This is a genomic window from Amaricoccus macauensis, assembly GCF_014201905.1.
Classification (GTDB): domain Bacteria; phylum Pseudomonadota; class Alphaproteobacteria; order Rhodobacterales; family Rhodobacteraceae; genus Amaricoccus; species Amaricoccus macauensis.
Window position 1 is genome coordinate 227,335 of the sequence record NZ_JACHFM010000003.1, and the last position, 24,209, is coordinate 251,543.

General features: G+C 67.6%; 24 protein-coding genes. 7 read left to right on the plus strand and 17 right to left on the minus strand.

Going from position 1 to position 24,209, the window contains the following annotated elements; genetic code table 11:
* Nucleotides 1-6: 6 nt before the first annotated feature.
* The 9 genes from HNP73_RS14955 to HNP73_RS14995 all read right to left on the minus strand — a co-directional run bounded on the left by HNP73_RS14955 (nucleotide 7) and on the right by HNP73_RS14995 (nucleotide 9,284).
* Nucleotides 7-1,023, minus strand: coding sequence for an ABC transporter substrate-binding protein (locus tag HNP73_RS14955; RefSeq protein WP_184151318.1), 1,017 nt, complete (start codon nucleotides 1,021-1,023; stop codon nucleotides 7-9).
* A complete protein-coding gene (locus tag HNP73_RS14960; protein WP_184151321.1) occupies nucleotides 1,023-1,817 on the minus strand; it encodes an ABC transporter ATP-binding protein in 795 nt (264 codons plus the stop codon). The genes HNP73_RS14955 and HNP73_RS14960 overlap by 1 nt, the downstream gene beginning before the upstream one ends.
* Nucleotides 1,814-2,863, minus strand: coding sequence for a FecCD family ABC transporter permease (locus HNP73_RS14965; protein WP_184151324.1), 1,050 nt, complete (start codon nucleotides 2,861-2,863; stop codon nucleotides 1,814-1,816). Before HNP73_RS14965 ends, HNP73_RS14960 begins: the two co-directional genes overlap by 4 nt.
* Complete coding sequence (locus HNP73_RS14970; RefSeq protein WP_184151327.1) at nucleotides 2,857-3,084, minus strand: hypothetical protein; 228 nt, start codon at nucleotides 3,082-3,084, stop codon at nucleotides 2,857-2,859. The genes HNP73_RS14965 and HNP73_RS14970 overlap by 7 nt, the downstream gene beginning before the upstream one ends.
* 446 nt (nucleotides 3,085-3,530) lie before the next feature.
* Nucleotides 3,531-5,297, minus strand: a complete 1,767-nt coding sequence (locus HNP73_RS14975; protein WP_184151330.1) for a SulP family inorganic anion transporter — start codon at nucleotides 5,295-5,297, stop codon at nucleotides 3,531-3,533.
* Complete coding sequence (locus tag HNP73_RS14980) at nucleotides 5,297-6,997, minus strand: bifunctional protein tyrosine phosphatase family protein/NAD(P)/FAD-dependent oxidoreductase (RefSeq protein WP_184151333.1); 1,701 nt, start codon at nucleotides 6,995-6,997, stop codon at nucleotides 5,297-5,299. The genes HNP73_RS14975 and HNP73_RS14980 overlap by 1 nt, the downstream gene beginning before the upstream one ends.
* A 19-nt stretch (nucleotides 6,998-7,016) precedes the next feature.
* Nucleotides 7,017-7,901 (minus strand): MBL fold metallo-hydrolase, encoded by an 885-nt coding sequence (locus tag HNP73_RS14985; RefSeq protein ID WP_184151336.1) that lies wholly within the window; start codon nucleotides 7,899-7,901, stop codon nucleotides 7,017-7,019.
* Between the two features lie 430 nt (nucleotides 7,902-8,331).
* A complete protein-coding gene (locus tag HNP73_RS14990) occupies nucleotides 8,332-8,541 on the minus strand; it encodes a YgaP family membrane protein (RefSeq protein WP_184151340.1) in 210 nt (69 codons plus the stop codon).
* A 65-nt stretch (nucleotides 8,542-8,606) separates the two neighbouring features.
* Entirely contained in the window at nucleotides 8,607-9,284 is a 678-nt protein-coding gene (locus HNP73_RS14995; RefSeq protein ID WP_425486638.1) for a Crp/Fnr family transcriptional regulator, read from the minus strand.
* Between the two features lie 195 nt (nucleotides 9,285-9,479).
* On the opposite strand from HNP73_RS14995, the gene HNP73_RS15000 reads away from it, so the two are divergent.
* The 4 genes from HNP73_RS15000 to HNP73_RS15015 all read left to right on the plus strand — a co-directional run bounded on the left by HNP73_RS15000 (nucleotide 9,480) and on the right by HNP73_RS15015 (nucleotide 13,646).
* On the plus strand, nucleotides 9,480-9,710 hold the full coding sequence (locus HNP73_RS15000) for a type II toxin-antitoxin system prevent-host-death family antitoxin (RefSeq protein WP_184151343.1): 231 nt from the start codon (nucleotides 9,480-9,482) through the stop codon (nucleotides 9,708-9,710).
* A 15-nt stretch (nucleotides 9,711-9,725) separates the two neighbouring features.
* Nucleotides 9,726-10,106 (plus strand): type II toxin-antitoxin system VapC family toxin, encoded by a 381-nt coding sequence (locus tag HNP73_RS15005; RefSeq protein ID WP_184152590.1) that lies wholly within the window; start codon nucleotides 9,726-9,728, stop codon nucleotides 10,104-10,106.
* Between the two features lie 193 nt (nucleotides 10,107-10,299).
* The gene (locus tag HNP73_RS15010; RefSeq protein WP_184151346.1) at nucleotides 10,300-11,511 is read left to right on the plus strand and encodes an acetyl-CoA C-acetyltransferase; all 1,212 of its coding nucleotides are present in this window, start codon (nucleotides 10,300-10,302) and stop codon (nucleotides 11,509-11,511) included.
* Nucleotides 11,511-13,646 (plus strand): 3-hydroxyacyl-CoA dehydrogenase NAD-binding domain-containing protein, encoded by a 2,136-nt coding sequence (locus HNP73_RS15015; protein ID WP_184151349.1) that lies wholly within the window; start codon nucleotides 11,511-11,513, stop codon nucleotides 13,644-13,646. The genes HNP73_RS15010 and HNP73_RS15015 overlap by 1 nt, the downstream gene beginning before the upstream one ends.
* Before the next feature lie 277 nt (nucleotides 13,647-13,923).
* Here HNP73_RS15015 and HNP73_RS15020 read toward each other — a convergent pair whose 3' ends face one another.
* From HNP73_RS15020 to guaB, 5 genes are all read right to left on the minus strand, one after another.
* Complete coding sequence (locus tag HNP73_RS15020; protein ID WP_184151352.1) at nucleotides 13,924-14,085, minus strand: hypothetical protein; 162 nt, start codon at nucleotides 14,083-14,085, stop codon at nucleotides 13,924-13,926.
* Between the two features lie 74 nt (nucleotides 14,086-14,159).
* A complete protein-coding gene (locus tag HNP73_RS15025) occupies nucleotides 14,160-14,720 on the minus strand; it encodes a helix-turn-helix transcriptional regulator (protein ID WP_184151355.1) in 561 nt (186 codons plus the stop codon).
* Nucleotides 14,721-14,810: 90 nt separating this feature from the next.
* Nucleotides 14,811-16,652, minus strand: a complete 1,842-nt coding sequence (locus tag HNP73_RS15030) for an acyltransferase family protein (protein WP_184151358.1) — start codon at nucleotides 16,650-16,652, stop codon at nucleotides 14,811-14,813.
* Nucleotides 16,653-16,945: 293 nt separating this feature from the next.
* Entirely contained in the window at nucleotides 16,946-18,271 is a 1,326-nt protein-coding gene (locus HNP73_RS15035; protein ID WP_184151361.1) for a calcium-binding protein, read from the minus strand.
* 876 nt (nucleotides 18,272-19,147) lie between these two features.
* A complete protein-coding gene (guaB, locus tag HNP73_RS15040; RefSeq protein ID WP_184151364.1) occupies nucleotides 19,148-20,602 on the minus strand; it encodes an IMP dehydrogenase in 1,455 nt (484 codons plus the stop codon).
* 238 nt (nucleotides 20,603-20,840) lie between these two features.
* On the opposite strand from guaB, the gene ypfJ reads away from it, so the two are divergent.
* From ypfJ to HNP73_RS15055, 3 genes are read left to right on the plus strand one after another with little or no spacing between them, the layout of a single operon-like run.
* Nucleotides 20,841-21,698 carry a KPN_02809 family neutral zinc metallopeptidase gene (gene ypfJ, locus HNP73_RS15045; RefSeq protein WP_184151367.1) on the plus strand — a complete coding sequence of 286 codons (858 nt, stop codon included), beginning with the start codon at nucleotides 20,841-20,843 and terminating at the stop codon, nucleotides 21,696-21,698.
* Nucleotides 21,698-21,913 carry a DUF4169 family protein gene (locus tag HNP73_RS15050; protein ID WP_184151369.1) on the plus strand — a complete coding sequence of 72 codons (216 nt, stop codon included), beginning with the start codon at nucleotides 21,698-21,700 and terminating at the stop codon, nucleotides 21,911-21,913. Before ypfJ ends, HNP73_RS15050 begins: the two co-directional genes overlap by 1 nt.
* Nucleotides 21,914-21,919: 6 nt before the next feature.
* A complete protein-coding gene (locus tag HNP73_RS15055; RefSeq protein WP_184151372.1) occupies nucleotides 21,920-22,141 on the plus strand; it encodes a ribbon-helix-helix domain-containing protein in 222 nt (73 codons plus the stop codon).
* 14 nt (nucleotides 22,142-22,155) lie between these two features.
* On the opposite strand, the gene HNP73_RS15060 is transcribed toward HNP73_RS15055, so the two are convergent.
* The 3 genes from HNP73_RS15060 to HNP73_RS15070 all read right to left on the minus strand — a co-directional run bounded on the left by HNP73_RS15060 (nucleotide 22,156) and on the right by HNP73_RS15070 (nucleotide 24,118).
* Nucleotides 22,156-22,950: an inositol monophosphatase family protein gene (locus HNP73_RS15060; protein ID WP_184151376.1), complete on the minus strand. Its 795-nt coding sequence runs from the start codon at nucleotides 22,948-22,950 to the stop codon at nucleotides 22,156-22,158.
* A 68-nt stretch (nucleotides 22,951-23,018) separates the two neighbouring features.
* Nucleotides 23,019-23,294, minus strand: coding sequence for an EF-hand domain-containing protein (locus HNP73_RS15065; protein WP_184151379.1), 276 nt, complete (start codon nucleotides 23,292-23,294; stop codon nucleotides 23,019-23,021).
* A complete protein-coding gene (locus tag HNP73_RS15070) occupies nucleotides 23,291-24,118 on the minus strand; it encodes an endonuclease/exonuclease/phosphatase family protein (RefSeq protein WP_221288695.1) in 828 nt (275 codons plus the stop codon). Before HNP73_RS15070 ends, HNP73_RS15065 begins: the two co-directional genes overlap by 4 nt.
* Nucleotides 24,119-24,209 lie beyond the last annotated feature (91 nt).

Here is a 24,209-nt window from a genome sequence, read left to right on the forward strand (position 1 = left end):
TCCGGGTCAGGCGCCGGCGCCGAGGATGGTGCTGATCTGGCCGCCCGTCAGGTCCACGCCGAAGAATTCATCATAGAACCCGTGGACGGTCGTGCGCAATTCGTTCTCCGGGAACAGCTCGGGATGCAGCTTCGAGGCGGCCCAGAGCACCGTCAGCGGCTGCTCGGAGGTCCGGTTGCCCCAGATGTGGGCACCGACCGGTGTCACAAGGATCCGCCCCTCCCTTACCGCGCGCAGTTGCGAGAGGTTCGCGTCCTCCTTCAGGATGGCCACGTCCTTGGGGTCGGCGACGATGACCACATCGGGGTCCGCGCCCAGCACGGCTTCGGTCGTCAGCGACAGGGTTTCCGTGGTGCGGCCGTCATCGGTCACGCTGCGGGCGCCGGCGGCCTTCATCCACCATTCCGCGATCAGATGCGGCTGGGTCATGTTCTTCGGGCTGATGTAGAGGCTGCGCGGGCGCGCCTCATCGGGGACAGCGGCGAGTCGCTCGCTGACGTCGGCAAGGGTTTTGTCAAAGAAGTCGGCATAGCGCGGCGCGACCTCGGGCGTGGTGAAAAGATCGGCCAGCAGCGCGACGGCATCCTTCGCCTGATCGGGCGTCTGGACCTTCAGCATCACCGTCGCAATGCCGTTCGCGGCAAGGATGTCGGTCGTCGCCTGATCGAAGGTCAGCGCCACGTCGGGATTCTCTACGAGGATGTGCTCGATGACCGGAGCGTAGTCGGCATCCTGGAGGTCTGGCGCATCCTTGATCTGCGGGGCGAAGACATACTGCATGTCCCAGCGGCCGGACTTCGCGAACCGCTCCGGCAGGCCACTGACGATCTTGCCGCCGTTGCCGGACGCTTCGACAAAGCTGTTGAGCACCGGCACCGATCCGAGCGTGACGACGGTCCTGATCTCGTCCGGCACGGTCACGGTGCGGCCGGTCATGTCGGTGAAGTCACGCGCCTGCGGCGCAGTCGCCAGCAGGAGGGCAAGCGCGCCGGACAGGATCGGAAGGCAAGGAGCGAGGAGCATCAGAAAACTCCGGTTGATGCGTGGGAAGGGCAGGGGCGACAGGCGGCGAGCCCGTCGGGGCTGCGGATGACACGAATCGGGGTGCCGTAGAGGCCGGTCAGGAAGCCTTCGTCCAGAACCCGGGATGCCGGGCCATCGGCGATCACCCGACCGTCGCGCAGGCCGAGGACCTGGGTGCCGATCTGCAACGCATGGTCCGGATGGTGGGTCGTCATCACCACCGCGAGGCCGCCATCGGCAAGCCCGGCGAGGATGTCGAGGATCCGCGCCTGATTGGCGAAGTCGAGGCTGGCCGCGGGTTCGTCCAGAATCAGCACCGCAGGTTTCTGCGCGACGGCCCGCGCCAGCAGGCAAAGCTGTCGCTCGCCGCCGCTGATGGTGCTGAACGAGCGCTCGGCCAGGCCGGCGATGCCGACCCGCTCGAGCGCTGCCACGGCGATTTCCTCGTCGCGCGGCCCCGGAGTCTGGAAGTGCCGCAGATGTGCCGAGCGGCCCATCATCACGATGTCCAGCACCCGGTGGCCGAACACGCTCTGCGTGCCTTGCGGCACGTAGGCCACGAGGCGTGCCAGCCGGCGTGGAGGCAGCCTCGTCGCGTCCTGCCCGGCCAGCGTGATCCGGCCCGAGGCAATGGCAAGCCCGCCGATCAGGCAGCGCAGGAGCGTGGTCTTGCCCGACCCGTTCGGGCCGAGGATGCACACGACATCACGCGCGCCCGCCGAAAACGAAATCCCTTCAAGGCGGCGTCCGCCCGGGCCGTAGGAAAAGCAGAGGTCGAGCACCGCCAGCGTCATGTCCAGGCCGTCCTTGCGCGCAGCAGCAGCGCCAGAAACAGCGGGGCGCCGACGACGCTCGTCGTGATGCCGAGGGGGATCTCCATTGAACTCGCTGCGCGCGAGACGTCGTCCACTGCCAGCAGCAGCACCGACCCGCAGAGCACCGACACCGGCAGGAGCCGCTCGAACCCCGGGCCGACGAGCATCCGCGCGACATGGGGCACGACGAGCCCGACCCAGCCGACGATGCCCGCGATGCTGACAGCAGCAGCCGTCATCAGAGTCGCCGCGACGACGAGCGCCAGGCGCGTGGTGGTGGTGTTGACGCCCAGCGTGCGCGCCTCGTCGGCGCCGACGCTCATCACATTGATCTGCCAGCGCAGCGCGTAGAGCACCCCGAGCGCCAGCACGATCGCGCCCCCCGCCTCGGGCAGATCGGCCGGCGTGATCTTGTTCAGCCCGCCCAGCAGCCAGAAGGTGATGACCGGCAGCACATCGATCGGGTCGGCCATGATCTTCAGGACCGAAATCATCGCCTGAAAGAAGGCGGCAACGACCACGCCGACCAGCACGAGAATGATCAGCGAGTGGCGGTTGATCGCCTGTCCGACGGCAAAGACCAGCGCCACCGCCGTCAGTCCGCCCACGAAGGCAGCGCCCTGAATGCCGGTGTTCGTGAGGTTCAGCATCACGCCAAGCGAGGCGCCAAAGCCCGCGCCCGCGGAAACTCCCAGGATGTCGGGCGAGACGATCGGATTGCGGAACAGGTTCTGGTAGGCCGCGCCCGCCGCCGCCAACGCTCCGCCGACCAGGATCGCCGCCGCGATGCGGGGCAGCCGGACGTTCATCACGATCTGCTCGAAGGCGGCCGGCCACTCCGCGCTCGCCCCGGTCAGCCGTGCGGCGAGGATGGCGACGACCGTCCCCGGCGGAACCTCGACCCGGCCGAGGCCCAGCGAGAATATGGCCAGAAGGACCAGCACCAGTGACAGGACGGCCACAACCAGCGTGAACCGCGTCCGTCGCCGCGGGCGACGCCCAACCCCCTCGGTCAGGGTCAACATTCGTCGATATGGGTGATCTTCTCACCTCTTCCGGCAAAGAACGCCTCGAGAGCCGCATTCGACCGCGCGAAGAGGCCCTTTTCCCAGGGGATGACCCATTCCTCGGCATCCTCGTCGAAACGCGCCTCGGGGAAGGACCGGGTGAACGGCGCCGCCAGCGCCGCCGCGTTCTCGCCGAGGAGGATGCCGTGACGCTTGCAGCGCTTGATGAGCGTGACCACCGGTTGCTCCCGAATCGTTATGTTTTGTGAGATACATCGGGAGCCGGATAAGGCCCGGTGTCAATCCGCAGTCAGTCGCGTCTGATCAGGGCGCACCGGCGGACAGCCCAAGTGTGAACGCTGTCATGGTCCGGTGCTTTCCGCTCGGCCAAGGGTTCCCGTCGCTAGCGTGGCGACATCGATATGTCTATATGAAGATAACGATTGCGCTACCGGCGCCGTCTTGCCGGGCTTCCTTTCCATGGCGACATTGACGCCTCGGATCGTCACCGGCATTTCGGACTCGGTCGGTCGAGCGCATCGGCGGTCCGAAGCGCAGACCGGACGGGCTTCCAACTGGTCACGAAGTTGGAAGGGCAGGGGACACGGCAACCGGCTGAAGCACGGCGGTCCGCGGGCGAGGCGGAGCTCCGTGCCCCTGCCTCATGCCTGTCGGCAACCACGCGTCATCCGACGCGCCGGATGCCGGGCGATTCTCCCGCTGCCGTCAGCGCAGCCATCGCCTCGTGCTGGGACAGGAATATCTGTCCGGAGAGGTGGTCAAGGAATGTGGTCCGGGCAAGCTTGTCGGTGACCGGACCCTTCACCTCGGACAGGTGGAGGGCCACGCCCATGCTCGCGAGCCGCTGGTCGATCGCTTCCAGCGACTCGAGCGCGCTCATGTCGATATCGTTCACGGCCGAGCAGAGCAGCACCACGTGGCGCAGGTCCGTGGAGCGGGCGGCGCGGTCGAGGACATAGTCCTCGAGGTAGCGCGCATTGGCGAAGTAGAGGCTCTCGTCGACGCGGATCGTCAGCACGCGTGGATCCGTCTCCACCACGTGGCGCAGGACGTTGCGGAAGTGCTCGGTACCCGGGACGCGACCAACCTCCGCAATGTGCGGGCGCGAGGTGCGCCAGAGGAACAGCAGGATCGACACCGCGACACCGGAAGAGACGCCCGCCTCGACGCCGACAAGAAGGGTAATCCCGATCGTCGCAGCAACCGCGAGGAAGTCCGGCAGGCTGTAGGCCCAGGCGCGGCGGAGGATCGAGAGGTCGACGAGACCAAGGACGGCGACGATGATCGTCGCGGCCAGCACTGCTTTCGGCAGGAAGAAGAGCAACGGCGTCAGCGTCAGCGTCGCGAGCGCGATGCCGATCGCGGTGAAGGCGCCGGCAGCGGGGGTCTCGGCGCCGGCGTCGAAGTTCACGACCGAGCGGGCGAAGCCGCCGGTGACCGGGAAGCCACCCGAGACCGCCGAGGCGAGGTTCGAGGCGCCGAGAGCGACGAGTTCCTGGTCCGGCACGATGCGCTGTCGGCGCTTGGCCGCGAGGGTCTGGGCAACCGAGACGCTCTCGACGAAGCCGATCAGCGAGATGATGAGCGCCGGCACGAGGAGGTCACGCCACAGGCCGGGATCGAGGACCGGCAGCCCCAGCGGCGGAAGTCCGGTCGGAACGGTGCCGACGATGGCAACGCCGGCCTTGTCGAGCCCGAGGCTCCAGACCGCGAGCGTCGAGACCGCGATGGCGGCGACCGGGCCGGCCTTGGTGGCAATGTCCGCGGCACGGGAGCCGAGGCCAAGCCCCAGGAGGAACGGCTTCAGTCCGCGCCGGACCCAGAAGAGAAACCCCGTCGCGGCAACACCGATGACGACCGTGGGGAGGTTGATCTCGCTGACGTGGCGAGCCAGCGAGGCGAGGAGTTCGGGCGCCGTCTCGCCATCGGCCTTGATGCCGAGGATCGATTTCAACTGACCTAGGGCAATCAGGATGCCCGAAGCGGTGATGAAACCGGCGATGACCGGATGGGAAAGCAGGTTGGCGATGAAGCCGAGGCGGAGCAGCCCCATCGCGAGCAGGATAAGCCCGGAGAGGGCGGCGAGCACCACCGCGGCCGCGATCGCCTCGGCCGGGGTGGCGAGCCCGAGACCGCCGACGGCGGCGGCGGTCATCAGCGAGATGACGGCGACCGGTCCGACGGCGAGCGCGCGGCTGGTGCCAAAGATCGCATAGGCGACAAGCGGCAGGATCGAGGCGTAGAGCCCGACCTCGGGCGGCAGCCCGGCGAGGAGCGCGTAGGCGAGCGACTGCGGGATCAGCATGATCGTGACGATCGCTGCCGCCATGAGGTCGCTCGACAGGGTCGTGGCGGAGTAGCCGCGTCCCCAGTCAAGGATGGGCAGCGACCTTCGGAGTGCCGCGGCAACTCCTGCGCGGGAGGGAGTCATTATGGTTTGCCGATCTCTGCGTTCTGCGGGCGCACTGCCACGGCCTCGGGTTTCGCAAGCCATTCGCGGCCACGCAACATCCCCTTCCAGTAGACGGGCGGCAAGATGCGCTCCTTCAGAAGCCAGGCGAGCCGGGAGGGTTTCGTCCCGTCGAGCAGCCATGCCGGGAAGGACGGCTTCAGCGCGCCGCCATATCCGAACTCGGCCAGCACGATGCGACCGCGTTCGACGGTGAGCGGGCAGGAGCCGTAGCCGTCGTACTGTGCCACGGGTCCGTGGCCGGCGATGTCGGCGAGCACGTTCTCGGCGACGGTCGGCGCCTGTTTGCGCGCGGCGGCGGCGGTCTTGGCGTTCGGCGCGCTCATCACGTCGCCGAGGGACCAGATGTTGGTGAACGCCTTGTGCCGGAGGGTGTGCTGATCGACATCGACCCAGCCGACGGCGTCCGCGAGCGGCGAGACGCGAATGAAGTCGGGTGCGGTTTGCGGCGGGCAGACATGAAGCATTTCGAAGGAGACCGTCACCGTTTCCTTCGGCGTGTCCGGCGCGGTGACTTCGAAAGTCGCGGTGCGGCTCGGGCCGTCAACGGCGATCAGGCGATGGAAGAACTTGAGGTTCGCGTGATAGGCGTTCACGTACTCCATGAGGGCGGGGACATAGTCCTTGACGCCGAAGAGCACGCCGCCCGCGTTCATGAAGTCGATCTGCACCGCGTCGAGCACGCCGGTGCGCTTCCAGTGGTCTGCCGAGAGGTACAGTGCCTTCTGCGGCGCGCCGGCGCACTTGATCGGCATCGGCGGCTGGGTGAAGATCGCCCGGCCCGAGCGCATCCGCTGGACGAGCTGCCAGGTGTAGGGCGCGAGGTCATAGCGGTAGTTCGAGGTGACGCCGTTGCGGCCGAGCGTCGCGGTCAGGCCCTCGACGCCATCCCAGTCGAGCTTGAGGCCGGGGCAGACGATCAGCCGCCCGTACTTCACCACCCGGCAGCCGTCGAGGATCACCGCGTCGTTCGCCGGCTCGAAGGCGGCGACGGCTGCCTTGATCCACTTCACGCCCTGGGGGATCAGGCTGCCCATCGTGCGAACGGTTTGCTCGGGCTTGAAGATGCCTCCGCCGACCATGGTCCAGCCGGGCTGGTAGTAATGGATTTCAGCCGGGTCGATGATCGCAACGTCGAGGTCGGGCTTGCGCGCGCGGAGCGAGGCCGCGACGGCAATTCCCGCCGCGCCGCCTCCGACGATCACGACATCGTGGCGGACGTCACCGGTGTCGGTGGGCGTGCGCCCGCCGTTCAGGATGCGGCGGGCAACCCCGTTCATGTCGTAGCCTGCCGCTTTCGTCCGCTTCAGGATGTCGGGAAGCGGTCGCCGGCCGGCCTCGCTCAGCGACCAGAGCGTCGCCGAACGGGTGCCGGTGCGGCAGTAGGCAAGGACCGGTCCGGGCAGCTCGCGGAGCATCGCGCCGAAGGTCTCTGCGTCCGCGTCGCTCACCATGCCCGAAACGATCGGAAGGTAGCGGAAGGCAAGTCCCTCCGTGGCGGCGGCGGCGGCGATCTCGTCGCTTGTCGGCTGGTCCGATCCCTCGCCGTCCGGGCGGTTGCAGACGATGGAGCGAAAGCCATCGGCGGCGATACCCGCGATGTCAGCGGGCGCGATCTGCGGCGACACCGCGAGCGTCTCGTCGATGCGGTTGATCTGCATGGCGTTTCTCCTCTCTCGATCAGAGTACGTTGACCGGCACCTTCAGGAACCGCTTGCCGGTCGCGTCCGGCGGCGGCAATTCGCCGGCGCGCATGTTCACCTGCAACGACGGAATGATGAGCTTTGGCATGCCGAGAGTAGCATCGCGCGCCTCTCGCATCTTCACGAACGCCTCGCGGGTCGCGCCTCCGCCGACGTGGATGTTGTGGGCCTTCTCGTCGCCGACAGTGGTCTCCCACTGGATGTCCCGGCCGTTCGGGCCGTAGTCGTGGCACATGAAGAGGCGCATCGCGTCGGGAAGGGCGAGCACCTTCTGGATCGAATCATAGAGTTCGCCCGCGTCACCACCCGGAAAGTCGGCGCGTGCCGAGCCGCCATCGGGCATGAAGAGCGTGTCGCCGACGAACGCGGTGTTGCCGATGACATGGGTCATGCAGGCAGGCGTATGTCCCGGGGTGTGCATGGCGACCGCGGGCATCGTGCCGATGGTGTAGGTGTCGCCGTCCTCGAACAGGCGGTCGAACTGGCTGCCGTCGCGCTGGAACTCGGTGCCTTCGTTGAAGATCTTGCCGAAAGTTTCCTGGACGATGGTGATGTTCGCGCCGATGCCGAGCTTGCCGCCCAGCTTGTCCTGGATATAGGGCGCCGCCGAGAGGTGGTCGGCGTGGACGTGGGTCTCGATCAGCCATTCGACGCGGAGCCTGTGCTTCTCGACGAAGGCGATGATTTCGTCCGCGTGCTGGTAGGAGATGCGGCCGGCGGCGTAGTCGATGTCCATGACGGAATCGACGATGGCGCAGGCGTCCGACTTCGGATCCTTCACGACGTAGCTGATGGTGTTCGTCGCCGGGTCGAAAAAGGCGGTGACCTCCGGGAGGACGGTCATGTTGACGGGGCAGGTCATGGCGTTTCCTTTCAGGCGTGGGCAGGGTGCCGGCGGTCGAGGACGGCGCTGGCGGCGAACGCGACACCGATGAGACGGGCGGGCACGAGTTCCATTGACGTGGCTCCGATCACTTGGCGGGCGGCGAATACGGTGGCGAAGTACGCCGTCCGTGAAACTGCACATAGTGGCGCTCAAGGTATCCCGCACCCGAAAGTGCCGCTGCCTTCGAGCATCGCACCGGAACATCGCCGCCGATCGCGAGGGCCTGGCGGGCGTTGCGCTGATCGCTCCGGCGAAGAGCGCAACGAGCAAGCCGCCATCGCCGGGACCAGCCAACAGGAACGCTCAGGCGGCTGGTCGCGTCCACGATGCGGTCATGGAGAGCTATGCGCAACACGGCATAATCAGCATCCGGCCCGCGGGTGAGGTCAAGAGGTGATCGGGGCGACTATGGTCGGCAGGTTCGAATGCCGAGGACGGTGTAGAGCGGGCAAAAGCGCATACCCGCTGTTGCGAGCATCACCAGGCCGACGACAAGCGCGGCCCACCAGAGCCACGAACTGCCGGCCGCGAAGCCGGTCAGGAGCGGCAGCACGGTGAGGGCAAGGCCGATTACGACACGGACGACGCGGTCCGCGATTCCGATGTTGCAGGGCATGGCGACATCTCCGTTTCGAGTTGCGCCCTTCTCGCACGTGCGGTGGTGCAGTGTCGGTGACTAAGTCACCTTTGCTCGGCGAGCCGTTTCAGTGCTGCGGGTGCCGTGATCTGAATGGTGCCGCGCCCGAGCTCAACCCAGCCGCGGCGCTGGAATTCCTGAAGCTGTCGGGAGATCACCTCGCGGACGCTGCCCAGCTCGGTTGCCAGCGCCGCGTGGGTCGCTTCAAGCGCGCCATCGGCGCCAGCGAGCGAGACGAGCCTCTGGGCGAGGCGCACGTCGACGCGCCGGAAGGCGACGTCCTCGATGACGCGGAACAGGTCGGTGATGCGCCGGGCGTAGGCTGCAAAGACGAACCGGCGGAATTCGGGAGAGCCGGCGATGAGCTCGTCAAAGGTGACGCGCGGAACCAGCACCGCCTCCAGGTCGGTCTCGGCGATGCCCTCGGCGGAATATTCCTCGTAGGCGAGAAGGCAGGCGGTGGTCAGCACACAGCTTTGTCCGGCCGTGACCCGGTAGAGAAACACCTCGCGCCCGTTCTCGCTCGTCTGCTGCACGCGCACGCTGCCGTCGAGCAGCAGCAGGAGGGTCTCGGGCGCCTTGCCCGGCCCGAAGATGACCGTGTCCTTCGGTACGCTCGCCACCCGGCTCTCGGTGAGAAGCCTCGCCTTGATCTCGGGGCTGAGGCGCGACAGCCCGGCGAATTGCGTGGTCCAGTCCAACATGCCGCCTGTCTGATCCACGATTTCGATCCTCCCTGCCGATTGCACCCTGCGGGCGACATGCCGCGGAGCGCAAGTCCCTGATCCGGGTCCGTGATATGACGGACGATTGCCTGATTGCGGTTCCGGCAGCGTGGGGTCCGGTGTGGGGTCCGGCGGCACTGCTTGACTGGCAGGGCCAGGTTAGCTAATTTTGTGGACTAGGCGGAGAGGCAAGTGAAGACGGTTAACATCCACGAGGCGAAGACCCACCTCTCGCGGCTGATTGCCGAGGTTGAGGCGGGCGAGGACATCGTGCTCGCGCGCGGTGGCAAGCCGGTGGCACGGCTGGTGCGCGTTGCCGACGTCGCGCCTGCGCGGCGCTTCGGGGCGATGCGCGGACGTGCCGCTGTGGGCGACGCCTTCTTCGAACCGCTGTCCGAGTCCGAGCTGGCGGTCTGGGAGTAGACCACCCTGACGCCGCTGCTTCTCGATACCCATGCGCTGCTCTGGTGGCTCGACGGCGACGAGCGCCTGTCCGGGGATGCCCGCCGCGCGATGCTCGATCCGGGGCAGCGGGTGCTTGTCAGCGCCGCATCAGCCTGGGAGATCACCACCAAGCACCGTCTGGGGAAGCTTCCCGGCGCCGCTGACGTGGCGGGCGACGTGCGCGGCAGTATCGCCGGCCAGGGCTTCGAGGAACTCCCGATCACGCTTGCCGACGCCGAGCGGGCCGGGCGGCTGATCGGGCCGCATCGCGATCCGTTCGACCGGATGCTCATCGCACAGGCGCTCGCGCGGGATCTGCGGCTCGTGTCGAATGAGGTACTGTTCGACAGCTACGGGGTGACGCGCCTCTGGTAGGGTAGGGGTCCGGAGTCCCTGTCGCCTGGCCGGAAGATGTCACGGAATAGTGGTGAGATAGTGGTGATGTCTCGCGGAACGCCAGAGGCAGGCGATCAAGGGTGGTCCCGGTCGTCAAGTGCGAGCCGACACCCTACATAGGCGGCATGGAACTGCGTGACTGCGGGCAAGCGGTGCTGTTCTCGGAGGCGAGATGACACGAGCCATGATCTTCGACGCGGTGCGGACGCCGCGCGGCAAGGGACGGGCCTCGACGGGCGCGCTTGCCGAACTCTCGCCGGTCGAGCTCGCCGCCATCCCGCTCCGGGCGCTGGTCGAGCGGGCGGGTCTCGATCCCGCTCGCATCGACGATGTGATCCTTGGTTGCGTTGATCCCGTCCGCGATCAGGGCGGCGACATTGCCCGCACCGCGGCGCTGGCCGCAGGCTATGGCGAGAGCGTGCCCGGCGTCGTCGTCAGCCGATTTTGCGCCTCCGGGCTCGAGGCTTGCGCCGTCGCCACTGGCAAGGTGGCGAGCGGCGAGACTGATCTTGTGGTCGCGGGCGGCATCGAGATGATGTCACGGGTGCCGATGCTTTCGAGCGGCATGGGCGTTCTGTCGGACCCGGGTCTCGCAACGCCCATGCTGACCGTGCCGCAAGGGGTCTCGGCCGACCTTCTCGCTACCCTCTGCGGCCATTCCCGAGAGGACGTCGACGCCTACGCGCTCGAAAGCCATCGTCGCGCGGCGACGGCCTGGGCGGAAGGCCGCTTCGGCGGCTCGATCGTGCCGGTGCATGACCGGGCGGGGCTCGCCATCCTCGACACCGACGAGACGGTTCGCCCCGACGTTCGCCCCGAGGACATGGCAGCCCTGCCGCCGGCCTTCGAGGCCTACGCCCGGAGGACCGGCTTCGATCAGGTCGCCGGTCAGCGCCATCCGAGGATCGGTGAGATCGCTTATGTCCACACCGCCGCGAACTCGTCGCAGATCGCTGACGGCGCGGCCGCGTTGCTGATGGGCAGCGCCGAGGCCGGCGCCGCGTCCGGTCTGAGGCCCCGCGCGCGGGTCCGGGCGGTCGCCTCCGTCGGCTCGGAACCGACGATCATGCTGACCGGCCCGGCCCTCGCCGTGAAGAAGGCCTTGTCGAAGGCCGGGCTCACCGTGGACGACGTGGACCTCTGGGAACTGAACGAGGCCTTCGCCACCGTCGTTCTCTACTTCATGCAGACGCTCGGCGTTCCATCGGATCGCATCAACGTCAACGGCGGCGCCATCGCCATGGGGCATCCGCTCGGGGCGACCGGCGCGATGATCCTCGGCACGCTGGTCGACGAGCTGGAGCGCAGCGATCGCACCATCGGCGTCGCCACGCTCTGCGCGGCAACCGGTCAGGCGATCGCCATGGTCGTGGAGCGCGTCTGATGAGCGGCGAGCCGGTGAGCCTGACGGTTGAGAGCGACGGCGTGGCGACTCTCCTCTGGGAGCCGCAGGGGCCGATGAACGTCTTCTCCGAAGCGGCCCTCGCGAGCTTCGACGCGGCCGTGGGTCGGATCGCCTCGGATCCGGTGATCGTCGGGGCCATCGTCGCCTCGTCAGGCCGCGCCTTCCACGCCGGTGCCGACCTCGACTTCGTCATGGAACTCTTCGACCGCTCGCCGCAACAGGTCTGGGCCTTCCTGGAGGCGGTGATGACGAGCTTCCGCCGGCTCGAAACCTGCGGCAAGCCCGTCGTCGCCGCAATCAACGGCCACGCGCTCGGTGGCGGCTTCGAGATGGCGCTCGCCTGTCACGGCCGCGTCGTCGCCGACGATCCCGCGATCCGCCTCGGATTGCCGGAGAGCGCGATCGGGCTCATGCCGGGCTTCGGCGGAACCCAACGCCTCCCCCGCCTGATCGAGTACCGCTCCGCCGTGCGCGACATGGTGAAAGGGCGCACGTGGAGCCCGCGGGACGCCCTCGCGCTCGGCGCCGTGGATGAGGTGGTCGCGCCGGACGCCCTCCGCGAGACGGCGCGCAAGCGGGTGCTCGAGCGCCTTGGGAACAAGACTGGCGCGACCCAGCCCTGGGATCGCAGGGGTACAATCTCGCCGGCGGCCGATCCGGGGTTCGCGGGCTTCTTCACCGAGTTCAACGCCGCTCAGACCCGGGCAAACTGGGGCAACCGTCCTGCCGAGCGGCTGGTCGCGGAAGCGGTCTATCACGGACTGCAGATGCCGATCGACCCCGCCCTCCGGCTCGAGGCGCGGCGCTTCGTCGAACTGAGCCGGATCCCGGCCACTCGCGCGGTTCTGCGCACCAGCTTTTTCGCCGTGAAGGACGCCCGCGCGCTCAGGCGCCGCCCAGTGACGCCGCCAGTCGTGATCTTCCGCAAGATCGGCGTCATCGGAGGCGGACTAATGGGCGGCGGCATTGCCTATCAGGCGGCGAAGGCTGGCCTGTCGGTCGTCCTGATCGAAATCGACGCCGCCGCCGCCGCCCGCGGCGTTGGCTACTCCGAGCGCCTGCTTGACCGCGCGGTGGATCAGGGCAGCGCAACTGAGGCCGACCGGGCGGATCATCTCGCCCGCATCACGCCCACGACCGACTATGCGGCGCTCGCGGACTGCGATCTGGTCATTGAGGCGGTCCATGAGAACGCCGACCTGAAGCACCGGATCCTTGCGCAAGCCGAAGCGGTGATGCGCCCGGACGCGATCCTCGCGTCGAACACGTCGACGATCCCGATCGGACAGCTTGCCCGCCCGCTCCGGCGCAAGGATCGCCTGCTCGGCCTGCACTTCTTCTCGCCGGTGGAGCGGATGGCGCTCCTCGAGATCATCGACGGCCCGGAGACGAGTGAGACGACGCTGGCGGCGGGCTTTGACCTGGCGAAGGTGCTCGGCAAGACGCCGGTTGCGGTCAACGACGGCCGGGGCTTCTTCACCTCGCGCGTGGTGGTCGGCTACATCCTCGAAGGCATGGCGCTTCTCGGCGAAGGCGTCGCGGCGCCGCTTGTCGAGAGCGCCGGGCGACGCGCCGGAATGCCGATGGGGCCGCTGCGGCTCGGCGACATGATCGGGCTCGACATCATCGAGCAGATCGAGGCGCAGACCGAGGCGGACCTCGGCGCTGCCTGCCTCCCCAACCCCGGCCGGAAGGTCGGTCAGACGCTCATCGGTCACGACCGCCCGGGCGAGAAGCGCCGCGGTGCGGGTTTCTACGACCACGCGGACGATGGCCCGCGTCTCTGGCATGGCCTCGCCGACCTCTTCCCCCCCGCCTCGAAACAACCCGACATTGACGCCGTTGCCGAGCGCTTGATGTTCCGGCAGGCGGTCGAGACATTGTGCTGCTTCGACGATGGCGTCCTCGCAAGCGCCGCGGATGCAGATGTGGCCTCGGTGCTCGGATGGGGATTTGCACCGCATACCGGCGGCGTTGCGAGCTACATCGACCAGATCGGCAGCCAGCGCCTTCTCGACTATTGCCGTGCCGCGGAAATGACGATCGGCCCGCGCTTCGCCGTCCCGAAGAAGCTCGAGGAGCTTGCCCGGAGCGGCATCCCGCTGCGCCGCTGACGTTTATGGACACCAGAGCAGAGTCATCACCGACATGACAGAGGTCTGGCACGGATACGCCGCCACGCCCAGACCGGCTGCGTGACATCCTGGATCGTATGGATGTGCAAGCTGTTCTATCTCAACCTGCTCGGGCACGGGATCCGGACAGTGCGAGAGCGTAGTCGCTACGGTCTGCTGTGACCCCCACCTTTCATCCGGCTGGGGCTGGAGTCCCGCGGTCTCGTGCGCTGTTCCCGAACCTTGGGCCACCCGGTGCTGGAAAGTCCGGGCTTCGTCATGGCGGCGGGCCGGCCTCGCCGCCCGGTTCAGTCAGCGCGATCGGGATCTTGTAGCCGATCGCGCTGTGGGGTCGGTCCTCGTTGTAGAACCTGCGGCAGGCGATGGTGTTGTCACGCGGTGCCTCGTGGGTCTTCGTGACGCACCCCTGGAGCGCCATGCTGCTCCTGCTTGCGCTGACGGTCCTCGTCTTGACGGTCCTTCCGGAGGTGCGGCGGGAGCGCGAGGAGGTGTTTACCGAGTAGTGTCGGACTCGGCTGGCGTGGTCAGGACGAGGCCGGCGGTCAGGTCGTCCATGAAGAGCGACATGAGTTGCAGGCGATTGCTCACGCCGGCCTTGCGATAGATGGCAGCGCTCTGGGCGCGGACGGTCCCCGGGCGTGTGCCGCGCGCCTCGGCGATCTCGGAGATGCTGAGGCCTTTCAGCGTCAGGATGGCGACGTCGCGCTCCGCGTCCGTGATCCCCCAGTCATCGAATGTCTCTTCGAGCAGGGCGCGGAAGGCCTGGCTTGCGGTCTGAAGGCGCGCCTCGATCGCATCGCTGCGCCGCAAGACGCTGGTGATCTGGCGAACGGAGAGCACCGTCCCGACGCAGAGCAGGATCACCGCAGTGACCTCAGGGATCTGATGCCACGGATTGCGCCATATGTCCCCGACCTCCATCAGGATGTCGAACAGGAACCAGCTGGCGCAGAGACCCTGCACCACCGCCAGCACCAGCAGGTTGCGATGGCGAAGGAGAGCAGGCCATGATCGACGCGACCGATCGGGCACGCTTCCCATCATTGCCACCATGCAGCCCCTCGCCCCCGCCAGAGAACCTCTGGCTGACACCGGGGGATCCTGGCTCTACAAGAACAACCGCATCCAACTGCGGAGCAAGGCCTATAGCAAGGGGATCTCCCCGTTGGCAACGGCGAGATCCATGATCTCGACCGAGCCCAGGGGCGTGAGGTGGGTGTTGTCCCACTGGATCGGCTTGCCGGCCGGGTCGAAGAGCCGGCAGTCATCGCCGCGGCACATGAGGTCGATGAGCGAGACGTAGTCGACGCCCTCCTCCTCGGCGAGCGTGCGCATGCGCGTGTCGAGGGAGGTCGGCACGGTGCGATACTTCACGGCCGAGCGGGTCGGGTTCTCGCTGTCTTTCAGGATGTCGGGCAGGTTGCGGCGGTACTCGACCATCGGACCGACCAGCACGACCTCGGGAGCGCTCTGCTTCAGCCGCTTGATCATGTCTTCCACCTGCGCCAGATCGGTCGGCTTCCAGCGTGCGGCGACGATGATCACGTCGTAGTCAGCGGATGCGAGCGACTGCAGGACGGCCTGCGTTACCTTGCGGCAGCCGGGATCCGCCCGCTCGAGCGAGCTCTCGAACGGCGGGCAACCACCGAAGGTGAGCTGGCTCAGGCTCTCGTCGGGCAGCGCCGCGCGAAGCCCGGGCCACAGGTGCGCTGCGAGGCTGTCGCCGATCAGCAGATAGCTCGGCCGCTGCGGATCGGGGCGCAGGCAGTGGGCCGGGTCGATGCTCGAGATCGGTGCGTCGGAGCTGAAAAAGCATTCGCCCTCGCCGTAGGCGGCGCGGGCGGCGGTACGGCCGAGTTCCGTGCTGACCTCGGGGCTGCCGGTGGTGGCGTAGCCCGATCGCGCGATGCCGAAGCCGGCGATCAGGAAGGCCGCCATCCCGATTGCGGACGCGCGAAGCACGGGGAGGTTGCCCACCCGCCCGAGCCACGCCTTCGAGGGGATCTCGACGAGGCGCCAGGAGAGGATGGCGAGCACGAGCGAGATCAGGATCACCGCCGCCGACTGGAACGCCGTGCCGAGGAAAAGCCCCTCATAGCGCGCGAAAACGATGACCGGCCAGTGCCAGAGGTAGAGCGAATAGGAGATGAGACCGATGAAGACGAACGGGCGAAGGCGGAGGACGCGGTTCACCGCGCTGGTTTGCGCCCAGATGATGAGGACCGCCCCGAGGCAGGGCCAGAGCGCGTTCTGACCGGGGAACGGGGTGGTCTCGTCGTAGGCAAAGACACTCCATGCGATCAGGCCGATGCCCACGACGCCAGCGATCTCGCGAAGGACCGGCGGCGCGGGGAGACGTGCAATGCCGATCGCGAGCACCGATCCGAGAAGCAGCTCCCAGAAGCGGGTCGGAGAGAGGTAGAACGTCGCCTCCGGGGCGCGGTTCACGGCCCACACGGCAAGCGCGAAGGACGCGACGAGCATGGCGATGAGGAGCGCACCCGGCCGCCGGAGTACCTTGAAGGCCACGAGCATGATGAGCGGAAACAGGAGGTAATACTGCTCCTCGACCGCCAGCGACCAGGTGTGCAGCAGCGGAATGAGGTCGGTGTTGTCGCCGAAGTACGAGGTGGTTTGCCAGAAGTAGATGTTGGACCCGAAAAGGACCGTGGCGAGGGCGCTGTCGGTCAGCTTGCCGAAATCGGCTGGCAGCATGATCGCGGCGCCAACGGCGAGCGTGGCGACAAGCACGACCGCGAGGGCGGGCAGGATCCGGCGGGCGCGGCGGGCCCAGAAGCCGGCCAGCGAGAAGCGATCCCGCTCGAGGTCCTCGATGATCAGCGACGTGATCAGGAAGCCGGAGATGACAAAGAAGATGTCGACGCCGACGAACCCCCCGGAGACTCCGGCAACCTCGGCATGGTATGCGACGACGGACGTAACTGCGACGGCACGAAGCCCGTCGATATCTGCTCGGTACTGCACCAGTGTTCCCCTTGCTCCGGGGGCATGTAGCAATTCGGCCTGGCCGTGGGAATTATCCATGAGCGCAATCCGACATGTGCGCGGTGCGGCGCTGGTAGGATAGGCCATAAGCATCTGTAGCATGATCGCCAGTGTACACCGGGAAAGTCGGCATAAGCGGCTGTGCGATGGGATCCGCCCGGGGCCGGTCCCGGCGCTCGGCCGATGGACCTCCCAAACGAGAAAGGCAGGGAGCGGGGCTCCCTGCCTTTGATCTGCGTGACGCCGGCAAAAGGGCCGGCAGCCTCAGGCAATCACAGGACGAAGTTGCTGGCCGTGAAGTCCGCGAGGTTCCAGTTCTCGATCGTCACGGTGCAGGCGTCGAACGTGAAGACGCAGCTCGTGCCGGAGTCGACGCCGAGGCTCATCGCCTCGGCAACGGAACCGAGGCCGAAGGCGACGAGCCAGAGCTTGTCCTCGGCGGCGAAGTCCATGATCGTGTCGTTTCCGTCGCCACCCTGGAACTCGAACTCGTCCGCGCCGGCGCCGCCGAAGTTGATGTCGTCGCCGGTGTCGGCCTCGAGGCGGTCGTTGCCGGCACCGCCATAGAGCGTGTCATTGCCACTGCCGCCGCCGAGGTCGTCCCGGTCGTTCCCGCCATAGATCAGATCGTCACCCGAAGCGCCAAAGACCTTGTCGATCCCGTCGTCGCCGTAGAGCGTATCGTTGCCTCCGCCGCCACCGACGCGGTCGTTGCCGGTGTCGCCATGCAGCAGGTCATTGCCGTAACCACCTGACAGCGTGTCATTCCCCGAACCGCCGTTCAGCGTATCATCGCCCCGGTGACCGAAGAGGCCGTCACTGCCGGCGCCACCGTTGAGCAGGTCGCGCCCGGCATAGCCGAACATCTTGTCCGGCGCGGCAGTGCCATTCAGCACGTTCGCCCCGTTGTTCCCCTCGATCATGCTACGCTGGAATGTCGGCTCGATGACGAAGTTGGACGGGGTGAAGCTCGTCAGCTCCTTGTTCAGGATCCGGACGATGGTTCCCTCGAAGTTGAACACCGTGTCGGCGCCGTCCTGGGTGCCGTATCCGATCACTTCCTCGACGCTGCCATAGCCGAGGCTGCGCAGCCACAGCTTGTCGTGGGACTCGAAGTCGGTGATGACGTCGTTGCCGTCGTCACCCTGAAACTCGAACTCGTCGATCCCCATCCCGCCGCTCAGGCGGTCATTGCCGGTATCACCTTCGAGGTGGTCGTTTCCCGCACGCCCGATGAGCGTATCGTCGCCCGCGCCGCCGCCGAGGTTGTCGTTGCCAAGGACGGCATCAATATAGTCGTTCCCCGATCCGGCGATGAAGACGTCATCGCCACCATCGCCAAACATCCGGTCATTGCCGGCGCCGCCAAAGAGCGTGTCGTTGCCAGTGCCACCATAGATCTGGTCGTTGCCAAACCCGCCACTGACCACGTCGGCGCCCGCGCCCCCGAGCAGTGAGTCATGGTCGTCCTGTCCGAACAGCCGGTCGTTTCCGCCCACCCCCTGCAGGGTGTCGTTGCCCGCGCCGCCAAAGATCGTGTCAACTGACGCGGTGCCCCGCAGGAGGTCGGCCACCGCCGTTCCTTGGATCAAAGCCATATTCTCTCTCACCTATGTGTACTATGCAACGCGAGGCTGGGTCGGTTGCTACGCGCGCAGATTACCCGCTCTGCGCGGCCACCAGCAATGCTTTGCCGGCGGAGTGCGGCGCAGTCGGTCGGCGCGGGCGTAAAACAGTGGCGCTTGAGCATCAGAGCCGTTGTCTCAATCGCGGACCAGGCGTCGGAGCCAACGGTCGATCGGGACGCAAGTATCCAGGGGTCCATCTCGAAATGACTGCGAGATGTCGACGGGTTCCGTGGTCAGGCTGTCATCGGGGGCTTTACCTCCCAGGCCATAGTCCGCATCGCGTCGGATGTTTCCCGCGGAGTCGATCGCATTTTCGTGATTTCGTGATTCCGCCGCGTCTTGATCGCCAGAGAGATGCATTGAGGCGAGGCGAGACCGCCCTTGAGAGGCGGAGCGACCAACTGTTCAGGCAGGAAAATCACGGGCACCGGTGGGGGCATGTCGTCTCACGGCATCTCATCCGCCCTACTCGGGAGCGGCAGCGATGCAGTCCCGCACAGTGCGTAGCCGCTGCCGCTTTCGAAGGCTGCGCGGCCCCGCCCATGTCCGCCGGCCGAAGACCCGCGCAAGCGCCTCGGACGGTGCCGTCCGCGGGTGTGTAGCGGTCGCGATGGGTGAGACGAAATGGCCGAGAAACATCGGACAAGCCCGGTCACACGCTCGCGTCCGGCTGGGGGCGTGAACTGGATAGCCGAAGTTTCAGGGCCGCGGTGGACAGGAAGCTCCCGGTCGAAGGCGATCAGGGGCAGCGCGGAGCCCGCAAGAGGCCGGGGGCTCTGTCGCGGGGTGCTGCGGAATGTCCTGTCGAGGGTCTGTCAGGGCATCCCGACGAACCTCTCCCCGCAATCACCCGATCCGGTAGTTCGGGCTTTCGCGGGTGATCTGCACGTCGTGCACATGGCTTTCCCGGAGGCCAGCGCCGGTGATGCGGACGAATTCGCAGTTCCCGCGCATGGCGTCGATCGTCGGGTGGCCGGTGTAGCCCATGGCGGCGCGCAGGCCGCCGACGAGCTGGTGCAGCACGGCCGAGACCGGGCCCTTGTAGGGAACCTGGCCCTCGATGCCCTCGGGGACGAGCTTCTCGGCGGACGCTTCCTTCTGGAAGTAGCGGTCCGCCGAGCCGCGGGCCATGGCGCCGACCGAGCCCATGCCGCGGTAGGACTTGTAGCTCCGGCCCTGGTAGAGGATCACCTCGCCCGGTGCCTCGTCGGTGCCGGCGAGGATCGAGCCGACCATGGCGCAGCTGGCGCCGGCGGCGATCGCCTTGGCGAAGTCGCCGGAGAACTTGATGCCGCCATCGGCGATCACCGTGTGGCCGGTGCGCTCGGCCTCACCGGCGCAGTCGAGGACCGCGGTCATCTGCGGCACGCCGACGCCCGCGACGATGCGGGTGGTGCAGATCGAGCCCGGGCCGATCCCGACCTTGACCGCGTCGGCGCCGGCATCGATGAGCGCGCGGGTCGCGCTGGCGGTCGCCACGTTGCCGGCGATGATCTGCACCCGGTTCGAGTAGCGCTTCAGCCGGTCCACCGCCTCACCGACGCCCTTCGAGTGGCCGTGCGCGGTGTCGATCACCACCACGTCGACACCGGCCTCGACGAGCGCCACGGAGCGCTCGAAGCCGGCGTCACCGACCGTCGACGCGGCGGCGACGCGCAGGCGCCCGAGGTCGTCCTTGGCGGCAAGGGGATTGAGCACCGCCTGCTCGGTGTCCTTCAGGGTGAGCAGGCCGTTCAGCCGCCCGCCTTCGTCGACGACGAGGAGCTTCTCTATGCGCCGCTCCTGCATCATGTTCTTGGCCTCGCCGAGATCCGCCGGCTCGCGCAGCATGGCGAGGTTCTCGCTCGTCATCATCGCCGAGACCGGGGTTCGGTCATCGGTCGCGAAGCGCATGTCGCGGTTCGTCACGATGCCGACGACGACGCCGTTGCCGTCGACCACCGGGAAGCCGGTGATGCGGTAGCGCTCCATGAGCGCCTTGGCATCGGCCAGCGTCTGGTCCGGGCGCAACGTCACCGGGGCGTAGACCACGCCGGAGACGAAGCGCTTCACCCGCTGCACCTCGGCGGCCTGCTCCTCGAGCCCGAGGTTGCGGTGGATGACGCCGACGCCGCCGGCCTGTGCCATGGCGATCGCCATCCGGCCTTCGGTCACCGTGTCCATGGCGGCGGAGAGCAGCGGGATCTGCAGGCTGATCTCGCGGGTGAGCCGGGTGCGGGTGTCGGCGGTCGCGGGCAGCACTTCCGAGGCGCCAGGCACCAGGAGCACGTCGTCAAACGTGAAGGCTTCGCGAAGGTCCATCGCCGAGACTCCGATCCTTGGGGGACAGGGCCGTCCTATTTCACGCAGTTGCGGGAAAGGAAAGAGCCAAGGGAACTGCCTGGCGGCTCAGGGCACGCGGTCGTGACGCGCTGTGGCGGGCAAAGCGGGGGAGTCGGGGGATCCTGCACTCGCAGGTTGGAACTCACACGCAGGCAAGGCATTTCCCGGACGTGAACCTGCTGCTATGCTCGGCAGAGGGCGATGAAGGAACGCGTGCATGGACTGGCGAGGGCGGCGTGAGAGCTCGAACATCGAGGACCGGCGCGGCCGTGGTGGCGGCGGCATGGTCCGGGTCGGAGGCGCGGGAGGCATCGGCGTGCTCGCCGTCGTGCTCATCGGCATGTTTTTCGGCGTCGACCTGACGCCGTTGCTCAATGGTGGTGGCGGCGGAACCCAGACCCAGACCCAGGCACCCGCGGGGCCGAACAGCATCGACGACCAGAGCGAGCAGTTCGTGGCGGTGGTGCTGGCCGAGACCGAAGACGTCTGGGGCTCGATCTTCAAGGCGTCGAACCTGACGTATCACCAGCCGAGACTGGTGCTCTTCTCCGGCGTCACCCGGTCGGGCTGTGGTGCGGCGCAGTCGGCGATGGGGCCGTTCTACTGCCCGCTCGACAAGACGGTCTATCTCGACACCGACTTCTTCCGGGTGATGGAGCAGCAGCTCGGCTCGCGCGGCGAGTTCGCCCGGGCCTATGTGATCTCTCATGAGGTCGGCCATCACGTGCAGGACGAACTCGGCGTGCTGGAGCAGACCAACAACATTCGCCAGCGGGCGAGCGAGGCGCAGTCGAACGCCATCTCGGTGCAGGTCGAGCTTCAGGCCGACTGCTACGCCGGGGTCTGGGCCAATGCGGCCCGCGACCGCCTGAAGCTCACCGATGACGATATCCGCAGCGCGCTCGATACCGCGGCCCGCATCGGCGACGACGCGCTGCAGCAGAAGAGCCAGGGGGTCGTGGTGCCCGACAGCTTCACCCACGGCTCCAGCGAGCAGCGTCAGCGCTGGTTCTACGAGGGCTACCGGAGCGGCAACCCGGACCAGTGCGACACCTTCAACGCCCAGAACCTCTGATGGCTGACGTCGTGAACCTCCGAACCGCGCGCAAGCAGCGCGAGCGGGCCGAGGCGCGGCGAAAGGTGGCCGTGCGGACCGGAGACGAGACCGAGCGGGCAAAGGCGGAGGCGGCGCTGGACCGGCGGCGCTTCGACGGCCACCGCCGGGACCGGGACACCGGGTCCGGCGGTGATGAACCTCGCGATGGTGGCGGCGGGCAGGGCGAGGGCTGACCCGTCGTGCGTCCGGAAAAGCACTCGCTCACCCTGCGCGGCCACCGGACTTCGGTGTCGCTCGAGCCGGAGTTCTGGCGGGCGTTTCGGGCGCTCGCTGCGGCGGAGGGGCGTGGGCTGAACGAACTTGCTGCCGAGATAGACGAAGCGCGGGGCGCAGACCGCGGGCTCGCCTCGGCGATCCGGGTCCACGTGCTTGAACGTCTGACCGCGCGCATGGCGGACTGACGGGGCGACGCCTCTCAGGCGTCGCGCAGGATCGAACGCAGGCTGTCGTAGACGTTGGCGTTCGCAGCGACGACGGAGCGGTCGTTGAAAATGTGTTCGTCCTCACCGATGCCGCCGGCGAAACCACCGGCCTCGCGGACGAGGAGCAAGCCCGCCGCCACGTCCCAGGGCTGAAGGCCGCGCTCCCAGTAGCCGTCGAGACGCCCGGCGGCGACGTAGGCGAGATCGAGCGACGCGGCACCCCAGCGGCGGATGCCGGCGGTCCGGGGCGCAAGTGCGGCGATCGCCCGAAGGGTGCGCGGAAGCTCCGGGTTGCCGCCGAAGGGGACACCCGTCGCGAAGATCATCTCCAGCATGTCGCGGCGACCGGAGACGCGGATGCGCTGGTCGTTCATCCAGGCGCCCGCGCCCTTCTCGGCAACGAACATCTCGTCCTTGGCCGGATCATAGACCACGGCGGCGACGATCTCGCCCTTGTACTCCAGCCCGATCGAGACCGCCCAGTGCGGCAGGCCGTGGAGGAAGTTGGTGGTGCCGTCGAGCGGGTCGATGATCCAGCGCCGGGTGGGATCGGCGCCCTTGATCTCGGCGTTGCCTTCCTCCGCAAGCCAGCCGTAGTTCGGGCGAGCCTCCAGAAGCTCTTCCTTCAGCACCTGCTGCGCGCGAAGGTCGGCGCGGCTCACGAAATCGCCCGGCCCCTTTGAGGAGACCTGAAGCTGTTCGACCTCGCCGAAGTCGCGCAGCAGGCCGCGCGCGGCGCGGCGAGCGGCCTTGATCATGATGTTGATATTCGCGGAGGCGGTGGCCATGGGCAGCAGGCTCGGATGTTCGGGAGGGACGGGGCCTTATGGCCGCTTCGCTCCGGGTCGGCAAGGCCTCAGCGATTGACCACGTAGCCGTAGAAGCTGTCGAGCAGCGGATACTCGCCCCTGTCGATCACCCCGTCGCCGTTCGAGTCGGCCTTCAGGTACTGCACCTCCATCAACTGCGGCATGACGCGGCTGGCTTCCTCGTAGGTCACGATACCGTCGTGGTTGCGGTCGGCGCGCGAGATCGGGATCTTTGCCGCGGCAGGACTGGCGATGGCGACGATGGCCGCCACGAGGGCGGTGGCAAGGGACGCGACGAGCCCGAGCGGGGCGAGGGTCTTCATGGGTGTGGGCTTTCTTCGTTGCGACTCCGGGGAAACAGCCGATGCCGCGTGGGAAGGGCCGAGAGCGGGCTTCCCACGGATGCGGGCGGCTTCGCGGCGACAGGCGTCCCGGAGAGGTTGACGAGCGCCTTGACCGGCAGGTGATCGGACGCCATGCGGGCGAGCGGAGAGCCGTGCGCCGTGAAGTCCTCGACGAGGGCGGAGGGCAGCACGAACACCCGGTCAAGCGCCAGCACCGGGAAGTAGGCGGGGAAACTCGGGACGCCGGGGCCGAGCGGCCCGAAGACCGTCTGAGTGTGCACGAGCGACGATCGTCCCTGCCGCCGCCACTCGTTGAGATCGCCCATGAAGACCACCGGGCGGTCGGTCGCGCCGCGGGCGTGCTGGAGCAGCGCCTCGATCTGGAGCAGGCGGGACTGGCGCAAGAGCCCGAGGTGCGCGGCGACGACCCGAACCGGTCCCGCCGCGAGGTCGAGATCGACGACGAGAGCGCCGCGGGGCTCAAGCCCGGGCAGGCGGATCTGGTGCAGGTCGCGCACCAGCCCCTCCCGGACAAGCACGAGGTTGCCGTGCCAGCCGTGGCCGGCGCGGCCATTTTCGACCGGCACGGGAACGAGACCGGTGTCGCGGTACAGCCGGTCAAGGTCGAGGAGCGCGCTCCGATCGCCGAAGCGTCTGTCGGCTTCCTGGAGCGCGATCACGTCGGGGGCGATCTCGGTGATGACGCGGATGATCCGATCGGGATCGAACTTGCGGTCGACGCCCACGCATTTGTGGATGTTGTAGGAGGCAAAAAGCGTCGGGGTCGGGCCGCGGTCGTTCATGTGGGTCTCGTGCATCGCTTCCGCATCTGGCCGAATCCGCGGGGCGAAGTCCACCCCGCCGCCCCGGGTTCCGTCACTGGAACGCCACAGG